The organism is Methylobacterium oryzihabitans (genome assembly GCF_004004555.2).
GTDB lineage: Bacteria > Pseudomonadota > Alphaproteobacteria > Rhizobiales > Beijerinckiaceae > Methylobacterium > Methylobacterium oryzihabitans.
In genome coordinates this window covers 17,547-34,055 of record NZ_SACP01000035.1, presented here as the reverse complement: position 1 = coordinate 34,055, position 16,509 = coordinate 17,547, and the positions used below count along the sequence as shown (strand labels likewise).

Below are 16,509 nucleotides of genomic sequence, written 5' to 3'. Positions count from 1 at the left end.
TCTCGGGTCCGGCCCTCTCGGCGAAGTCCTAGCAAGCCCCGCACCACACCACAATGCAGGGTTTCGCTCCGCGCATGGGGTGGAGCGCGGATGTGGAGCGTGGGGGTCCGTCCGGCTGGCCCGCACCCCACTGCTCCGCTATCCTGAGGTCGTCACCACAACAGGAGAGCGGGGGGAACGCCATGGCGATGACGATGACCGGCGAGGTCGTGCTGCCGGCCGACCAGGAGACGGTGTGGGCGGCGCTCAACGACCCCGAGGTGCTCAAGCGCTGCATCCCGGGCTGCGAGAGCCTGGAGCGCACCGCCGACAACGAGCTGCAGGCCGCGGCCAAGATCGCGGTCGGCCCGGTCAAGGCGACGTTCAAGGGCAAGGTGACGCTGTCCGACATCGACCCGCCGAACGGCTACCGCATCTCCGGCGAGGGCCAGGGCGGCGTCGCCGGCTTCGCCAAGGGCGGCGCGACGGTGCGGCTGGAGCCGGCCGAGGACGGCCAGACCAGGATGACCTACGACGTCGAGGCCAGCGTCGGCGGCAAGATCGCGCAGCTCGGCGGCCGCCTCATCAACGGGGTGGCCAAGAAGTACGCCGACGGCTTCTTCGACACCTTCGCCAAGGAGGTCGCGGCGGCCCGCAGCGCCGCCTGATGCGCCAAGGAGGTGGAGGCGGCCCGCAGCGCGGCGTGATGCGGCATCGCGGCCGATTTCGGGGGCGAAAGATGCCGCTTGGGACGGCTTGACCGCCCGCGGGCGGCGGTTGACACTCGAATTCGAGCAATTCCAAGAACGCGGGCGAACGGCCCGGCGATCCGCCGCCGCGGGACCCGACGAGGGCTCCCCCGGTCCGGCCCGAGAGGAGGAAGGCACCATGACATCCGTCAGCCTGACGGTGAACGGCAAGGCCGTGACCGCCGACGTCGAACCCCGCACGCTCCTGGTCCAGTTCCTGCGCGAGGGGCAGCGCCTCACCGGCACCCATGTCGGCTGCGACACCAGCCAGTGCGGCGCCTGCGTCGTCCACCTCGACGGCGAGGCGGTGAAGGCCTGCACGACCCTCGCGGTCCAGTGCGACGGCCGCACCGTCACCACGATCGAGGGGCTGGCCGCCCCCGGCGGCACGCTGCACCCGATGCAGGCGGCGTTCCGCGAGCATCACGGCCTGCAGTGCGGCTACTGCACCCCCGGCATGATCATGACCGCGGTCGACCTCGTGCGCCGCAAGGGCCACCACCTCGACGAGGCGACGATCCGCCACGAGCTCGAGGGCAACATCTGCCGCTGCACCGGCTACCACAACATCGTCAAGGCGATCGCCGCCGGAGCCGAGGCGATGGCGGCCGAGCCGGTGCGCGAGGCGGCGGAGTAGGATCACGCGCCGACCCTCCCCCTTCAGCCCCAAGCTGTTTAGGGCAAATTCCTTTCAAGCTCGAGCGCGGGATCCCCTCTCCCGGGTGGGAGAGGGGAGGCGCGCCCCTTCTTTTCCCAGACAGCCCCCGCAAAGGGGGAGGGCCGCGCCCCGACGACACCCCCACCACACAAGAACGAGCGCCGGCCCCGGGGCCCCAGCCACGGCGTGACCCGGCCCATCATGGGAGAGACACGCATGACCGCCACCGGCATCGGCGCCCCCGTGCGCCGCAAGGAGGACCAGCGCTTCATCACCGGCAAGGGCCGGTACGTCGACGACATCAACCGTCCGGGACAGGCCCATGCCTGTTTCCTGCGCTCGCCGCACGCCCACGCGGCGATCCGCGGCATCGATGCGGCGGCGGCGCGGGCGATGCCCGGGGTGCTGGCGGTCCTCACCGGCGAGGACCTCGCCGCCGACAAGGTCGGCGGGCTGATCTGCGGCTGGATGATCCACTCCAAGGACGGCACGCCGATGAAGGCCGGGCCGCACCCGGCTTTGGCCCAGGGCAAGGTGCGCTACGTCGGCGACCACGTCGCCGTGGTGGTGGCCGAGACCCTCAACCAGGCCAAGGACGCCGTCGAGGCGATCACCGTCGAGTACGACGTGCTCACCCCGGTGGTCGAGACCGCCAGGGCCGCCGGCGCCGGCACGACGGTCCACGACGAGGCGCCCGACAACGTCGTGTTCAACTGGCACCTCGGCAACAAGCCGGAGGTCGACGCCGCCTTCGGGCGCGCCGCCCACGTGGTCGGCCTCGACATCGTCAACAACCGGCTGGTCCCCAACCCGATCGAGCCGCGGGCCGCGGTCGGCGAGTACGACGACGCCGAGGAGGCGTTCACCCTCTACACCACGAGCCAGAACCCCCACGTCGCCCGGCTGGTGCTGTCGGCCTTCATCGGCATCGCGCCGGAGAACAAGCTGCGGGTCGTCGCCCCCGATGTCGGCGGCGGGTTCGGCTCGAAGATCTTCATCTACGCCGAGGAGACGGTCTGCGTCTGGGCGGCGAAGAAGGTCGGCCGGCCGGTGAAGTGGACCTGCGACCGCACCGAGGCGTTCCTGTGCGACGCCCACGGCCGCGACCACGTCACCCGGGCCGAGATGGCGCTCGACGAGGGCGGCAAGATCCTCGGCCTCAAGGTCCACACCATCGCCAATCTCGGCGCGTATCTCTCGACCTTCGCCTCGTCGGTGCCGACCTACCTCTACGCGCCGCTGCTGTCGGGCCAGTACAACATCCCGGCGATCTACTGCGAGGTCGACGGCGTCTACACCAACACCGCGCCGGTCGACGCCTATCGCGGCGCCGGGCGGCCGGAGGCGACCTTCGTCATCGAGCGCATCGTCGAGGTCGCGGCGCGCCAGCTCGGCCAGGACCCCGCCCGGTTCCGGCGCCGGAACTACGTCCGGAGCTTCCCGCACCAGACGCCGGTCATCATGAACTACGATTGCGGCGATTACGGCGCCTCCCTCGACAAGGCGCTGGAGATCGCCGACGTCAAGGGCTTCCCGAAGCGCCGCCGCGAGAGCGCCCGCACCGGCAAGTTGCGGGGCCTGGGCTACTCGTCCTACATCGAGGCCTGCGGCATCGCGCCGTCCCAGGCGGTCGGCGCGCTCGGCGCCGGCGTCGGCCTGTGGGAATCGGCGGAGGTGCGGGTGAACCCGACCGGCTCGATCGAGGTGCTGACCGGCTCGCACAGCCACGGCCAGGGCCACGAGACCACCTTCGCCCAGCTCGTCTCCGACCGGCTCGGGGTGCCGATCGACAGCGTCACCATCGTGCACGGCGACACCGACAAGGTGCAGTTCGGCATGGGCACCTACGGCTCGCGCTCCGGCGCGGTCGGGATGTCGGCCATCGCCAAGGCGATCGACAAGGTGATCGCCAAGGGCCGCAAGGTCGCCGCCTACGTGCTGGAGGCCGGCGAGGGCGACATCGAGTTCAAGGACGGCCGCTTCGGGGTCGCCGGCACCGACCGCTCCCTCGCCTTCGGCGAGGTGGCGCTCCAGGCCTACGTCGCCCACAAGTTCTCCGGCGCCGACCTCGAGCCGGGGCTGAAGGAGGGGGCGTTCTACGATCCCACCAACTTCACCTTCCCGGCCGGGATGCACATCTGCGAGCTGGAGGTCGATCCGGAGACCGGGCACGTCACCATCGCGCGGTTCACCGCGGTCGACGATTTCGGCACCGTCATCAACCCGATGATCGTCGAGGGGCAGGTCCACGGCGGCATCGCGCAGGGGGTCGGACAGGCGCTCTACGAGGGCGCGGTCTACGATGCCGACGGCCAGCTCGTGACCGCGAGCTTCATGGATTACCGCATGCCGCGCGCCGAGGATTTTCCGTCCTTCGCGGTCGGCATGACCGTGACGCCCTGCCCGTCGAACCCGCTCGGGATCAAGGGCTGCGGCGAGGCCGGGGCGATCGCCGCGCCGGCCGCGGTGATGAACGCCCTCACGGACGCCCTCGGCCACGAGGGCATCGCCATGCCGGCGACGCCCCTCGCCGTCTGGCGCGCCGCCCAGGCCAGCCGCCCGCAGCCGCTCGCCGCCGAATAACAGGAGGTCTCCGCGATGTACGCCTTCGACTATCACCGTCCGACCAGCGTCAAGGAGGCCGTCGGCCTCCTCACCGACGGCGCCAAGATCGTGGCCGGCGGGCACACCCTGCTGCCGACGATGAAGCAGCGCCTCGCCGCGCCCGAGAGCCTGATCGACCTCGGCCGCATCCCCGACCTCGTCGGCATCGAGCGCACGCCGCGCTCGCTCACCATCGCGGCGATGACCACCCACGGCGCGGTGGCCGAATCGGCCGAGGTGAAGGAGGCGATCCCCGCGCTCGCCGAACTCGCCGCCCTGATCGGCGACCCGGCGGTGCGCCACCGCGGCACGATCGGCGGCTCGGTCGCCAACAACGACCCGGCGGCCGACTACCCGGCGGCCTGCCTCGCGCTGGGCGCCACCATCCTCACCAACAAGCGCAAGCTGTCGTCGGAGGAGTTCTTCCTCGGCCTGTTCGAGACCGCTTTGGAGGAGGGCGAGATCGTCACCGGGGTGAGCTTCCCGATCCCGCACAAGGCGGCCTACGAGAAGTTCCGCAACCCGGCCTCGCGCTACGCCCTCGTCGGCGTCTTCGTCGCCAAGCGCCCGAGCGACATCCGGGTCGCGGTGACCGGCTCGGGCTCGAACGGGGTGTTTCGCTGGACCGAAGCCGAGGACGCCCTGGCCAAGCGGTTCTCGCCGAAATCGCTGGAGGGCATGTCGGCCTCGCCGGACGGGCTCAACAGCGACCTGCACGCGGATGCGGCCTACCGGGCGCACCTCATCGGCGTGATGGCCCGGCGGGCGGTGCAGAAGGCGGCGGACCGGTAGGACGCTGCCGCTGCGGCAGGTTCTTGCTATGCTCCCGGCGCGAACAGGGCCGGGAGCGGGCGATGGCGCCGGGCGGCTTCGTCTACATGCTGGCGAGCGGGCGCAACGGCACGCTCTACGTGGGCTCGACGGTCGATCTGGCCCGAAGGGTTCACGAGCATCAGCAGGCTTTCGCCGAGGGGTTCACCACCCGCTATGGGGTCAGGGCCCTGGTCTGGTACGAGGGCTACGACCGCATCGTCGAAGCCCGCCAGCGCGAATACGCGATCAAGAAGTGGCGGCGGGCCTGGAAGCTCGCGCTGATCGAGACCATGAACCCGGACTGGCGCGATCTGACGGAGGACCTGAACCGCTAACCGAACTCCCACCCCTTTCCCGGACGACTGAAGCGTCAGCGGAAGGAGATCCGGGATCCAGCGAAGGAAGTGCCGCGGAGCGGCTCAGTCTGTCGGCACCGTGGGTGAGTACGGACGCTTCGCGGCTTGTTGTGCTGGATCCCGGATCTCCTTCCACTTCGTTTTAGTCGTCCGGGAAAGGGGAGGTCGTCATGGGCGGATACGCCCTTTGAAGACCGCGCACCTCTCCGAAACATCCCCCGGACCCCCGCATGCCCCTGCCCACCTCCATCGACGAGACCCACGCCCTGCTCTCCTCCGGCGGCTACGTCGCCGACCGGGCGCTGGCGACCGTCGTGTTCCTGTCGCTGCGCCTGCGCCGGCCGCTGCTCCTCGAGGGCGAGGCGGGGGTGGGCAAGACCGAGATCGCCAAGGTGCTGGCGGCGAGCCTCGGGCGGCCGCTGATCCGGCTGCAATGCTACGAGGGGCTCGACGTCGCGGCGGCGGTCTACGAGTGGAACTATGCCGGGCAGATGATGGCGATCCGCCTCGCCGAGGCCGGCGGCGGGCTCGACCGCGACCGGCTCGAATCCGAGCTGTTCTCCGACCGCTACCTCATCCGCCGGCCGCTGCTGCGGGCGCTGGAACCGGGGGAGGGCGGGGCGCCGGTGCTGCTGATCGATGAACTCGACCGCACCGACGAGGCGTTCGAGGCCTACCTGCTCGAAATCCTCTCCGACTTCCAGGTCACCATTCCCGAACTCGGCACCGTGCGGGCGCCCGAGCCGCCGGTGGTGATCGTGACCTCGAACCGCACCCGCGAGATCCACGACGCCCTCAAGCGCCGCTGCCTCTACCACTGGGTCGACTACCCGGACGCCGGGCGCGAACTCGCGATCCTGCATCGCCGCCTGCCCGGTGCGCCCGAGCGGTTGTCGCGGGACGTGGTCGCCTTCGTGCAGGCGATCCGCCGCGAGGACCTGTTCAAGGCGCCCGGCGTCGCCGAGACCCTCGACTGGGCCACCGCGCTCGTCGAACTCGACGCCGTCGCCCTCGACCCGGCGCTGGTCTCCGACACGCTGGGCGTGCTGCTGAAGTACCAGGACGACATCCAGGCGATGCAGGGCGGCCGGGCCAAGGCGCTGCTCGACGAGGTGCGGTCGGCGCCCCGATGAGCGTGCCCGGCCGCCTCGCCGACAACATCGCGTATTTCGCCCGGGCGCTGCGCGCCGCCGGCCTGCCGGTCGGGCCGGGCGACGTCCTCGACGCCGTCGCGGCGGTGGAGGCCGCCGGGATCGGCGGCCGCGACGAGTTCTACTGGACCCTGCACGCGGTGCTGGTGCGCCGCCACGAGCATTCGGTGCTGTTCGACGAGGCGTTCCGGCTGTTCTGGCGCCGGCGCGATCTCATCGAGAAGCTCATCGCCCAGATGTCGCCGCTCTCGCCCGGGCAGCGCCCGGCCGAGGCGCCGCGGCCCGGCGCCCTGCGGGTGCAGCAGGCGATGGCGCCGAAGCCGCCGCCTTCTCCCGAAAAACCCTCCGAGGAGGCCGAGGCGAGCGCGGTCCTCACCGTCTCCGAGCGCGAGGCCCTGAAGGCGAAGGACTTCGCCCAGATGAGCGCCGACGAGGTGGCGCAGGCCCGCCGCCTCATCGCCGGCCTGCGGCTGCCCGACGACGCCACGCCGACCCGCCGCTTCACCCCGACGCCGCGGGGGCGGATCGACCCGCGCCGCACCTTCCGGCGCACGGTGCGCAGCGGCGGCCTGATCGACCTCGCGTTCCGCGCGCCCCGCGAGCGGCCGCCGCCGCTCGTCGCCATCGCCGACATCTCCGGCTCGATGGCCGAGTATTCCCGCCTGTTCCTGCACTTCCTGCACGCGCTCGGCGAGCGGCGGCGGGTCCACGCCTTCGTGTTCGCGACGCGGCTGACCAACATCAGCCGCGAGCTCGCCCGCCGCGACCCCGACGAGGCGCTGGCGCGGGCGAGCCACCGGGCCCAGGACTGGGAGGGCGGCACCCGCATCGCCGGGGCGCTGCACGACTTCAACCGGCACTGGTCGCGCCGGGTGCTCGGCGGCGGCGCCGTGGTGCTGCTGTTCACCGACGGGCTGGAGCGCGAGGTGACGCCGGACCTGACCTTCGAGATGGACCGGCTCAAGCGCTCGTGCCGGCGGCTGGTCTGGCTCAACCCGCTGCTGCGCTTCGACGGCTTCGAGGCCCGCGCCGCCGGCATCCGGGCGATGCTGCCGCACGTCCACGACTTCCGGCCGATCCACAGCCTCGCGGCGATGGCCGACCTGTGCACGGCGCTCGGCGGGCCCGGCGCCCGCGATCCGGGCGCCGACCCGCGCGGGCGGTTGCGCGTCGCCGGATAGAAACCAAGTCGAGGCCCGCGACTGCTCTTGACGACATCCCGGCGGGAATGGTCGAACGGGCCGCCGCCGAGGTCCCGCATGACGCCGCCCCCGTTCCGTGACGCCGTTGCCCCCGCTTCCGGGTCGTGCGCGATCTCCCGTCTTCCCGCGGCGGGGATTCGCCGATGACCGGCAAGCTGATCGCGGTCGCCAACATGAAGGGCGGCGTCGGCAAGACCACCACCGTGGTGATGCTGGCCGACGCGCTCGCGGCCGGCGGCGCCTCCGTGCTGGTGGTCGACCTCGACCCGCAGGCCAGCGCCTCGGTGTGCTTTGCCGGCGACGAGATCCTCGGCGAGCTCATCACGCAGGGGCGCACCCTCGACTACTATCTCGGCCTGCGCATCGTCGACCGCGACAAGGCCAACCTGCCGGACTTCATCCGCGGCGACGTCAGCAGCACCAGCCATCTCGGCGAGCGGCTGCCGCTATCGCTGCTGCCGTCGGGCCCGTCGCTGCGCATCGTCGAGCGCGAGATCATCTATGCGCTCACCAAGCGCAAATACTCGATGCACGCGATCGAGGGCCACCTGTGGAAGCTGTTCCACGAGGATTTCGTGCCCCTGCGCGAGACCTACGACTACATCCTGTTCGATTGCGCGCCGGGCATCTCGCCGATGACCGAGGTGGCGATCCGGGCGAGCGACCTCGTGGTGGTCGCCTGCATCGCCGACTTCCTGTCCACCTACGGCCTCAAGGCGTTCTACAAGACGATCTGGGGCGCCGACAGCGACGACAGCAGCATGCTGGCGCCCAAGGCCCTGCCGCACGTGCTGGTCACGCGCTGGCAGGAGACGAAGCTGCAATGGCGCACCTACGAGACCCTGCGCGCCAGCGCCGACGCGCCCGAGGCCCGGTTCCGCCTGTTCGAGACCCGGGTGCCGCAATCGGCGGCGCTCGCCAACGCGCTGACCCTCGACCACCAGACCTTCGCCAACAAGTACCGCGACGCCAGCCGCGACCTCGTGGGCAGCGTGATCCTGCCGCTCGTGGCCGAACTGAAGGAAGCCCTCCATGGCGCTTGAGATCGACGGCCTCGCCGTCCTGTGCGCGATCGCGGAATCGCCCGAGGCGTTCCCGGCGATCCGCAGCGAGGTCACCAAGGCCGCCCGGGCCCTCGTGGTGACGCAGCTCAAGGCCAAGACGCTCACGGTGGAGGGATTGCGCAAGGTGGAGGCCGCACTCGGGCCGCAGCCCCTGGCGCTGATCCTCGACGGGATGAAGGACGCTGAGGTGAAGAGCCTCGTCACCCGCCTCGACAAGCATCACCCGGAGCTGAAGGCCGCCACGCCGCTGGAGCACCGCCGCCGCCTGCGCGAGCTCTCCGGCGGCACCGACCCAGTCGGCAAGCCCAAGCCGGTCGCGAAGGCGAAGGCGCCGGCCAAGGCGGCACCGGGCAAGGCGGCACCAACCAAGCCCCGGGCGGCGAAGACCGAGGCGGCCGAGGCGGCGCCGGCCGGCGGCCGCGCCGCGCCGGTGGACGCACTGTCGTCCGCGGCGATGTCGGCCAAGCCGCCGCCGCGGCGCCGGTCAGGAGCCTGAACGGCATCCGGGCTTCTTCGATGACGGACCTGATCCGGCCGAGGCGGGCTGTGGGGCCGTGACCGGACGGTGCTGCACGGCCGCTGACGCAATGCGAGGATCGATTTCGCTCAAGCGTGTGGAGCCTTCGGCTCCACCGCGCGGGCTGGTGATACGGTTTTCGGAACGAATCGTCCGAAAACCGTATCAGTTGCTCACCGGCATGGCCGTCCCTTGCGGATGAAACCGGGCGGTGGTCCGCCTGCAGCCGTTGTAACCGTGGAAGGCGGCTTTCATCGTGGCGCGGCTCCCCTCTCCCGAGTGGGAGAGGGGCCGGGGCGATCGAAGATCGCGCAGGGTGGCCCGGGTTCCGAGATGAACGCCCGGCGTCGAGCTGCGCAGCTCAACCGTTGGTGCCTGATTCTGGAACCGAGCCACCCTCACCCCTACCCCTCTCCCACTCGGGAGAGGGGATCCCGCGTTCAAAATTTCGACTGCATCAATTACTTGAGGCCAGTTTCTATTTATTTCCACACCGACCTTCGGTCGACCCGCCTTGGGTGAAACCTACAGATGCACCATGCCACCAATTGCTATCCAAGGTGGTTAGTTTCTGTCTAGGTCGACGTCACGCAGCGGGGTCCGGTCGCGCTCGGGCAGGTCTTCGTCGCGCAGGCCCGAAGACGCAAGGAGCCTGCCGAAATTCGGCACCGCCGAGAGGCGCCGCCATTCCGCGAAGGACAAGACGACAGCCGCCGGCTGTCCGCGCCGTGTGATGACGCTCGGCTCCCCGCGGACGGCGTCGTCGATGATCGCGGACAGGGTCGCCTCGGCGTCCGGCAACGGGATCTCGCGCATCTCGGCCTCTCGTGAGGTACCACGGTCATATCGGGGCGATCCGTCCCGCTCGCAACGAAAAGGGGGCCGCCTCGCGGCGACCCCCTTCGTCGATGACCCGATGGGGCGTGGACTTAGAAGTCCATGCCGCCCATGCCGCCGCCCGGCATCGCCGGAGCCGGCGAGTCCTTCTTGGGCGCGTCGGCGACCATCGCCTCGGTCGTCACCAGCAGGCCGGCCACCGAGGCGGCGTCCTGCAGCGCGGTGCGCACGACCTTGGCCGGATCGACGATCCCGGCCTGGATCATGTCGACGTACTCCTCGGTCTGGGCGTTGAAGCCGTAGGTCTCGGAGCCGGTGTTGTCGGAGATCTTGCCGACCACGATCGAGCCCTCGACGCCCGCGTTCTGGGCGATCTGGCGGATCGGGGCCTCAAGCGCCTTCAGCACGATCTTGATGCCGGCCTGGACGTCGGCGTTGTCGCTCGACAGGCCCTGGACGGCCGCCTTGGCGCGCAGGAGCGCGGTGCCGCCGCCGGGGACGATGCCTTCCTCGACCGCCGCGCGGGTGGCGTGGAGGGCGTCGTCGACGCGGTCCTTCTTCTCCTTGACCTCGACCTCGGTCGCGCCGCCGACGCGGATCACCGCGACGCCGCCCGCGAGCTTGGCCAGACGCTCCTGGAGCTTCTCGCGGTCGTAGTCCGAGGTGGTCTCCTCGATCTGCGCCTTGATCTGCTGGACGCGGGCCTCGATCTCCGACTTCTCGCCGGCGCCGTCGATGATCGTGGTGTTCTCCTTCTCGATGCGGACGCGCTTGGCGCGGCCGAGCATCGGGAGGGTCACGTTCTCGAGCTTGATGCCGAGATCCTCGGCGATCATCTGGCCCTGGGTCAGGATCGCGATGTCCTCGAGCATCGCCTTGCGGCGATCACCGAAGCCCGGCGCCTTCACGGCCGCGACCTTCAGGCCGCCGCGCAGCTTGTTGACGACGAGGGTGGCGAGCGCCTCGCCCTCGATGTCCTCGGCCACGATGACCAGCGGCTTGCCGGTCTGGACGACGGCCTCGAGCACCGGCAGCATCGCCTGGAGCGACGACAGCTTCTTCTCGTGGATGAGGATGTAGGGGTCCTCGAGCTCGGCGATCATCTTCTCCGCGTTCGTGATGAAGTACGGGGAGAGGTAGCCGCGGTCGAACTGCATGCCCTCGACGACGTCGAGCTCGGTCTCGGCGGTCTTCGCCTCCTCGACCGTGATGACGCCCTCGTTGCCGACCTTCTGCATGGCATGGGCGATCATCTCGCCGATGTCCTTGTCGCCGTTCGACGAGATCGTGCCGACCTGGGCGATCTCCTCCGAGGCCGACACCTTCTTGGCGCGGCTCTGGATGTCCTTCACGGCGGCCTGGGTGGCGAGGTCGATGCCGCGCTTCAGGTCCATCGGGTTCATGCCGGCGGCGACGTACTTGGCGCCCTCGCGGACGATGGCCTGGGCCAGCACGGTCGCGGTGGTGGTGCCGTCACCCGCGATGTCGTTGGTCTTCGAGGCCACTTCGCGCACCATCTGGGCGCCCATGTTCTCGAACTTGTCGGAGAGCTCGATCTCCTTGGCGACGGTGACGCCGTCCTTGGTGATCCGCGGCGCGCCGAAGCTCTTCTCGATCACGACGTTGCGGCCCTTGGGGCCGAGCGTGACCTTGACCGCGTCGGCCAGGATGTCGACGCCGCGCAGCATCTTCTCGCGGGCGTCGGAGGCGAAACGAACGTCTTTCGCTGCCATGTGCAGTCCTCTCGGGGAATGGGGGTTGGGGATGCCCGAGCGTCCCGCTCGGCGGGGCTCAGGGCCGTGCGTCAGGGGCGGAGCGAGAGGCGGAGCCTCAGGCGATCACGCCCATGATGTCGGACTCCTTCATGATGAGGAGGTCCTGGCCGTCGATCTTGACCTCGGTGCCCGACCACTTGCCGAACAGGATCCGGTCGCCGGCCTTCACGTCGAGGGCCACGACCTTGCCGGCCTCGTCGCGGGCGCCGGGGCCGACGGCGACGACCTCGCCCTCCTGGGGCTTCTCCTTGGCGGTGTCCGGGATGATGATGCCGCCCTTGGTCTTCTCCTCGCTCTCGATGCGACGGACGACGACACGGTCGTGCAGCGGACGGAATTGCATGTGCTGCCCTCTTGCTTCGCAAAACGAGTTGGGGTTGGTGCGCCGGAGCAGCGCCGACCCGGATCGTTAGCACTCGCTGTCGATGAGTGCCAACGACTGGCGGCGAGATAGGCGGCCGGCCGCGATGAGTCAAGACGCCTCACCCGCGCGCCAGCGCCGGTTTTTCCTCGTTCCGGAACCTTTTCGATGATCTCCCTGCACGGGCCCGACGGCGTGGTGGCGGAGGGGGAGGCATGCCGGGCGCGTCCGGTGCCCCACCACGCCACCTGGCTCGACCTCGACGATCCGAGCCCGGCCGAGACCGCGCTCGCGGAGGAGACGATGGGCGTCGCGGTGCCGACCCGGGCGGCGCTGAGCGAGATCCAGACGTCGAGCCGGCTGCGGCGGCGGCGCGACGCGCTCTATCTCAGCACCCCGATGGTGTCGTTCGACCCCAACGACCTGTCGCTGCGCCCGCTCGGCTTCGTGCTCACCCGCGACCGGCTGCTGACCGTGCGGTTCCAGCGCCTCGCCGCCTTCGAGGCGGTGAAGGCGGCCCAGGCCGAGCGCGACGGGCCGGCCTCCAGCTCCGGGGTCTTCCTCGCCCTGGTCGAGCAGCTCACCGACAGCATGGCCGATACCCTGGAGACGATGAGCGACGAGCTCGACTCGCTCTCGACCCGGGTGTTCAACTTCGACGTCAGCGCCAACGGCGAGTCGCGCCCGAAGCGCCGCGACCTCGCCCTGCGGCGCCTGCTGCGCACCATCGGGCGCCGCGGCAAGGCCCTGGCCAAGCTGCGCGCCGCCCTGCTCGGGCTCGGCCGCCTGCTGCCCTACGTCGCCGGCGAGGCCGAATCCTGGCTCAGGCCCGAGGAGAAGACCCGGCTCGACAGCCTGCACCTCGACGTCGGCTCCCTCGACGAGTTCGAGGCCCGGCTGTCCGAGACCGTGCAGTTCCTGCTCGACGCCACCCTCGGGCTCATCAACATGGAGCAGAACAACACCTTCCGGGTGCTCACGGTGGTGTCGGTGATCGGCATCCCGCCGACCCTCGTGGCCTCGATCTACGGCATGAACTTCAAGGTGATGCCGGAGCTCGACTGGACCTGGGGCTACCCCTACGGCCTCGCCCTGATCGCCGCGAGCGCGCTGGCGCCGGCGCTCTACTTCAAGTTGAAGGGCTGGTTCTGAGCGCCGCCTTCGGCGCCGGCCGCGCCCGCAGGGCGAGCCACGACCCGGCGAGGATCAGCGCCGCCCCGGCGAGGGTGGCGACGCCCGGCACCTCGCCGTAGGCGAGAAAGCCGAGGCCGATCGCCCACAGCAGCGCGGTGTATTCCATCACCGCGAGGCGGCCGGCCTCGGCCCTCGCATAGGCGCGGGCGAGCACGAGGTGACCGGCGACCCCGAGCGCGCCGACGAGGACGAGGAGCGCCCAGTCCCACGGCGCCACCGGCCCCCAGCTCAGCGCCGCCGGCCCCGCCAGCATCAGCGCCGGGCCGACGTTCTGGATCGCCACGATGGTGACGACCGGGTCCTGCCGGGCGCGGGCGCGCAGCAGCACCATCGACAGGGCGTAGGTGAGCGCCGAGGCGAGCACCGCGGCGACGCCCCAGGCCGAGCCGCCGGATTCCGCCCCGACCTGCCCGCCGACCACCACCGCGACGCCGACGAGCCCGACCACCAGGGCGGCCCAGACGGCGCCGCGCACCGGCTCGCGCAGGAAGCCGGCGGCGAACAGCGCGATGAAGACCGGGCTGAGGAACGACAGCGCCAGCGCCTCGGCGAGCGGCAGGGCCGAGAGGCCGTGGAAGAAGCACAGGGCGGTGGCGACGACCAGCACCGCCCGGACCCCGTTGGTGCGCAGGGTCTCGGCCGAGGGCCGGCCCGGGCGCAGCACCGCCACCAGCCCGAGCATGATCGCCGAGCCGACGGCGTAGCGGACGAAGGCGATGACCGCGACGGCGTGCCGGTCGGCCAGCCCCTTGATGGTCGCGTCCATCAGCGACAGCAGGGCGATGCCGAGGGCGGCCTGGAGCACGGCCGCGGCCGGCGAACGGGGCGGGGACATGCGGGCACCCGGCGGAGGGGCCTGGGCCCCGGGGCCGCCACCGATAGGCCGGAACCCGGTGCGGGTCACCCCGAAACCGACGCTTCATCAATCCGGCCGCATTGCCCGCAGACCATGCCGGTTCTCCGGCATGTCTAGACTTGAATTAATTCTTTCGAAACAGCCGCCGACCATCGTCGGGGCATTCCATGTCGGTCGTGCGAGGGCGGATCGACGTGACTGTTTCGAGGAATGTTTAATGAACATTCGCCATGATTTTTCCCTGTCGCGGCCGATCGCGGGGCCGGAGGCGCCGGGCGGGCTGCGGGCGGTCGCCGACGGCCTCGCCTACACCCCCGACTGGGCCTGGAGCTGGGACAACTACAAGCGGATGATCCTGGCGCTGACCCAGGCCTACGACCTGCGCCACCATCTCGAGATCGGCGGCGGGCGCGATCCCGTCTTCACCCCGGCCGAGCTCGCCGGCCACGGCATCAAGGTGACGATCAACGACCTGTCGCAGCGCGAGCTCGACCTCGCCCCGGCCGGCTTCGCGACGCTGTGCTGCGACATCGCCGCGCCCGACACGGTGGAGGCGACCGGGCGCGACCGCTTCGACTTCGCCTATTGCCGGATGGTGATGGAGCACGTCCCCGACGTGACGCGGATGTGGCGCAACGTCCACGCCCTGCTGCGGCCGGGCGGCGTGGCGCTGAGCTTCTTCCCGACCCTCTACGCGCCGCCCTTCGTCGCCAACCAGCTCATGCCGGAGCGGCTGTCGCGGGCGGTGCTGCACACCCTGTTCCCCGACCGGCGCGACGACGGCGACAACCCGAAATTCCCGGCCCATTACGACCTCTGCCGCGGCCGCGAGGAGACCCTGGCGCCGGTCCTGCGCGAGATCGGCTTTCGCGAGGTCGTGGTGCTGCCGTTCTACGGCACCAGCTACTTCTGGAAGATCCCCGGGCTGAAGCAGGTCGACGCCGCCTTCACCCGGCTGGCGCGGGCGCGCGACTGGCGCACCTTCACCAGCTTCGCCTACGTCGTCGTGCGCAAGTAGGGGTCGGCGGTGACGGTCATCCTCGTGGCGGACCACGCCCACATCAACGGCGGACAGGCCAAGGTCGCGATCGAGAGCGCGCTCGGACTCGCCGCCCGCGGTCACGCGGTGGTGTTCCTCGCCGCGGTCGGCCCGGCCGACGAGCGCCTCGCGGCGGCCGGGATCGAGACGGTCGTCCTCGGCCAGACCGACGTGACCCGGGCCGCCTCGCTGGCGCGGTTCGGGGTGCAGTGGCTGTGGAACCGGGCCGCCGCGGCGGCGCTCGGCGAGATCATCGCCCGGCACGACCCGCGCGAGACGGTGGTCCACGTCCATGCCTGGGCCAAGGCGCTGTCGCCGTCGATCGGCCCGGTCCTGGCGGCGAGCCGGGCCCCGGTGGTGTTCACCATGCACGAATACTACCTCGCCTGCCCAAACGGCGGGTTCTACGACTACCCGGTCTCGGCCGCCTGCCACCGGGCGCCGCTCTCGGCCGCCTGCATCGCGCACAACTGCGATTCGCGCGGCTACGCCCGCAAGCTGATGCGGGTCGCCCGCCATGGGCTGATGCGGCATACCGGGATGATCGACAACCTCGCGGCGGTGGTGACGATCAGCCGGCTCCAGCGCGAGGTGCTGGCGCCTCACCTGCCGCCGGACACCCGGTTCGAGGACGTGGCGAACCCGGTCGACGTCGCGCCGCTCGGGCCCAAGGACGACGGGCCGCCCGGCGACTTCGTGTTCGTCGGCCGCCTCTCGGCCGAGAAGGGCGCCGGCCTGTTCGCGCAGGCGGCGCGGCTGAGCGGCCGGCGGGCGGTGTTCGTCGGCGACGGACCGCAGCGGGCGGAGCTGGAGGCGGCCCATCCCGAGGCGGCGTTTCTCGGCTGGCATGACCCGGCCGGGGTGAAGCGGCGCCTGCGCGAGGCCCGCGCCCTGGTGTTTCCCTCGGTCTGGTACGAGGGCCAGCCGCTCACCGTGCTCGAATCCCTCGCCCTCGGCACGCCGGTGATCGTCAGCGACCTGTGCGCCGGGCGCGAGGCGGTGGCCGACGGCGTCGACGGCCTGTGGTTCCGCTCCGGCGATCCCGCCTCCCTCGCCGCCGCGATGACGCGGCTGTCCGACGACGCCACCGCCCGCCGCATGGGGCAGGCCGCCTACGAGCGGTTCTGGGCCGATCCCCTGACCCTCGACCGCCATCTCGACCGGATCGAGCGGGTCTATCGCGAGGTGCTGGCCGGGGTTCGGGGGCCGGCTCGCGTGGCCAGCGGGGCTGTTCGTCGACAGGAAGTGGCGCGCCTCCCCTCTCCCGAGTGGGAGAGGGGCCGGGGGTGAGGGTGGCTCGCGTCCAGAACAAAGCGCCGACGGTTGAGCTGCGCAGCTCGACGCTTGATGTCTA

16 protein-coding genes are annotated in these 16,509 nt (G+C 70.9%); 12 read left to right on the top strand and 4 right to left on the bottom strand.

The features are described 5' to 3' along the window. Positions 1–182 precede the first annotated feature (182 nt). From EOE48_RS24560 to EOE48_RS24520, 9 genes are all read left to right on the top strand, one after another. A complete protein-coding gene (locus tag EOE48_RS24560; protein WP_127733520.1) occupies positions 183–647 on the top strand; it encodes an SRPBCC family protein in 465 nt (154 codons plus the stop codon). A gap of 220 nt (positions 648–867) precedes the next feature. Further along, entirely contained in the window at positions 868–1,365 is a 498-nt protein-coding gene (locus EOE48_RS24555; protein ID WP_127733519.1) for a (2Fe-2S)-binding protein, read from the top strand. Positions 1,366–1,602: 237 nt separating this feature from the next. Next, entirely contained in the window at positions 1,603–3,969 is a 2,367-nt protein-coding gene (locus EOE48_RS24550; protein WP_127733518.1) for a xanthine dehydrogenase family protein molybdopterin-binding subunit, read from the top strand. A gap of 15 nt (positions 3,970–3,984) precedes the next feature. Beyond that, positions 3,985–4,782 (top strand): FAD binding domain-containing protein, encoded by a 798-nt coding sequence (locus tag EOE48_RS24545; RefSeq protein ID WP_127733517.1) that lies wholly within the window; start codon positions 3,985–3,987, stop codon positions 4,780–4,782. Positions 4,783–4,844: 62 nt separating this feature from the next. Beyond that, positions 4,845–5,138: a GIY-YIG nuclease family protein gene (locus EOE48_RS24540; RefSeq protein ID WP_127733516.1), complete on the top strand. Its 294-nt coding sequence runs from the start codon at positions 4,845–4,847 to the stop codon at positions 5,136–5,138. Positions 5,139–5,389: 251 nt separating this feature from the next. Beyond that, positions 5,390–6,292, top strand: coding sequence for an AAA family ATPase (locus EOE48_RS24535; protein ID WP_127733515.1), 903 nt, complete (start codon positions 5,390–5,392; stop codon positions 6,290–6,292). Next, entirely contained in the window at positions 6,289–7,491 is a 1,203-nt protein-coding gene (locus EOE48_RS24530) for a vWA domain-containing protein (RefSeq protein ID WP_187371532.1), read from the top strand. The genes EOE48_RS24535 and EOE48_RS24530 overlap by 4 nt, the downstream gene beginning before the upstream one ends. A 164-nt stretch (positions 7,492–7,655) precedes the next feature. Further along, positions 7,656–8,555 (top strand): ParA family protein, encoded by a 900-nt coding sequence (locus tag EOE48_RS24525; RefSeq protein WP_127733514.1) that lies wholly within the window; start codon positions 7,656–7,658, stop codon positions 8,553–8,555. Continuing rightward, the gene (locus EOE48_RS24520) at positions 8,545–9,072 is read left to right on the top strand and encodes a hypothetical protein (protein WP_127733513.1); all 528 of its coding nucleotides are present in this window, start codon (positions 8,545–8,547) and stop codon (positions 9,070–9,072) included. Before EOE48_RS24525 ends, EOE48_RS24520 begins: the two co-directional genes overlap by 11 nt. A gap of 585 nt (positions 9,073–9,657) precedes the next feature. On the opposite strand, the gene EOE48_RS24515 is transcribed toward EOE48_RS24520, so the two are convergent. The 3 genes from EOE48_RS24515 to groES all read right to left on the bottom strand — a co-directional run bounded on the left by EOE48_RS24515 (position 9,658) and on the right by groES (position 12,048). Beyond that, on the bottom strand, positions 9,658–9,909 hold the full coding sequence (locus EOE48_RS24515) for a type II toxin-antitoxin system Phd/YefM family antitoxin (RefSeq protein WP_127733512.1): 252 nt from the start codon (positions 9,907–9,909) through the stop codon (positions 9,658–9,660). Between the two features lie 113 nt (positions 9,910–10,022). After that, a complete protein-coding gene (groL, locus tag EOE48_RS24510; protein WP_127733511.1) occupies positions 10,023–11,663 on the bottom strand; it encodes a chaperonin GroEL in 1,641 nt (546 codons plus the stop codon). Positions 11,664–11,760: 97 nt separating this feature from the next. Then, positions 11,761–12,048, bottom strand: coding sequence for a co-chaperone GroES (gene groES, locus EOE48_RS24505; protein WP_127733510.1), 288 nt, complete (start codon positions 12,046–12,048; stop codon positions 11,761–11,763). A 186-nt stretch (positions 12,049–12,234) separates the two neighbouring features. On the opposite strand from groES, the gene EOE48_RS24500 reads away from it, so the two are divergent. Continuing rightward, positions 12,235–13,218 (top strand): CorA family divalent cation transporter, encoded by a 984-nt coding sequence (locus tag EOE48_RS24500; protein ID WP_127733509.1) that lies wholly within the window; start codon positions 12,235–12,237, stop codon positions 13,216–13,218. On the opposite strand, the gene EOE48_RS24495 is transcribed toward EOE48_RS24500, so the two are convergent. After that, on the bottom strand, positions 13,196–14,095 hold the full coding sequence (locus EOE48_RS24495; RefSeq protein WP_127733508.1) for a DMT family transporter: 900 nt from the start codon (positions 14,093–14,095) through the stop codon (positions 13,196–13,198). The two genes, EOE48_RS24500 and EOE48_RS24495, sit on opposite strands and share 23 nt — an antisense overlap. A 238-nt stretch (positions 14,096–14,333) precedes the next feature. Between EOE48_RS24495 and EOE48_RS24490 the strand changes: the two genes are divergently transcribed. Next, positions 14,334–15,134 (top strand): class I SAM-dependent methyltransferase, encoded by an 801-nt coding sequence (locus tag EOE48_RS24490; protein ID WP_127733507.1) that lies wholly within the window; start codon positions 14,334–14,336, stop codon positions 15,132–15,134. A gap of 9 nt (positions 15,135–15,143) precedes the next feature. Continuing rightward, on the top strand, positions 15,144–16,445 hold the full coding sequence (locus EOE48_RS24485) for a glycosyltransferase family 4 protein (RefSeq protein WP_127733506.1): 1,302 nt from the start codon (positions 15,144–15,146) through the stop codon (positions 16,443–16,445). Positions 16,446–16,509: the final 64 nt, after the last annotated feature.

Coding starts and splice junctions, on each gene's coding strand:
- EOE48_RS24560 (WP_127733520.1), top strand. CDS start 183: ATGGCGATGACGATGACCGGCGAGGTCGTGCTGCCGGCCGACCAGGAG.
- EOE48_RS24555 (WP_127733519.1), top strand. CDS start 868: ATGACATCCGTCAGCCTGACGGTGAACGGCAAGGCCGTGACCGCCGAC.
- EOE48_RS24550 (WP_127733518.1), top strand. CDS start 1,603: ATGACCGCCACCGGCATCGGCGCCCCCGTGCGCCGCAAGGAGGACCAG.
- EOE48_RS24545 (WP_127733517.1), top strand. CDS start 3,985: ATGTACGCCTTCGACTATCACCGTCCGACCAGCGTCAAGGAGGCCGTC.
- EOE48_RS24540 (WP_127733516.1), top strand. CDS start 4,845: ATGGCGCCGGGCGGCTTCGTCTACATGCTGGCGAGCGGGCGCAACGGC.
- EOE48_RS24535 (WP_127733515.1), top strand. CDS start 5,390: ATGCCCCTGCCCACCTCCATCGACGAGACCCACGCCCTGCTCTCCTCC.
- EOE48_RS24530 (WP_187371532.1), top strand. CDS start 6,289: ATGAGCGTGCCCGGCCGCCTCGCCGACAACATCGCGTATTTCGCCCGG.
- EOE48_RS24525 (WP_127733514.1), top strand. CDS start 7,656: ATGACCGGCAAGCTGATCGCGGTCGCCAACATGAAGGGCGGCGTCGGC.
- EOE48_RS24520 (WP_127733513.1), top strand. CDS start 8,545: ATGGCGCTTGAGATCGACGGCCTCGCCGTCCTGTGCGCGATCGCGGAA.
- EOE48_RS24515 (WP_127733512.1), bottom strand. CDS start 9,909: ATGCGCGAGATCCCGTTGCCGGACGCCGAGGCGACCCTGTCCGCGATC.
- groL (WP_127733511.1), bottom strand. CDS start 11,663: ATGGCAGCGAAAGACGTTCGTTTCGCCTCCGACGCCCGCGAGAAGATG.
- groES (WP_127733510.1), bottom strand. CDS start 12,048: ATGCAATTCCGTCCGCTGCACGACCGTGTCGTCGTCCGTCGCATCGAG.
- EOE48_RS24500 (WP_127733509.1), top strand. CDS start 12,235: ATGATCTCCCTGCACGGGCCCGACGGCGTGGTGGCGGAGGGGGAGGCA.
- EOE48_RS24495 (WP_127733508.1), bottom strand. CDS start 14,095: ATGTCCCCGCCCCGTTCGCCGGCCGCGGCCGTGCTCCAGGCCGCCCTC.
- EOE48_RS24490 (WP_127733507.1), top strand. CDS start 14,334: ATGAACATTCGCCATGATTTTTCCCTGTCGCGGCCGATCGCGGGGCCG.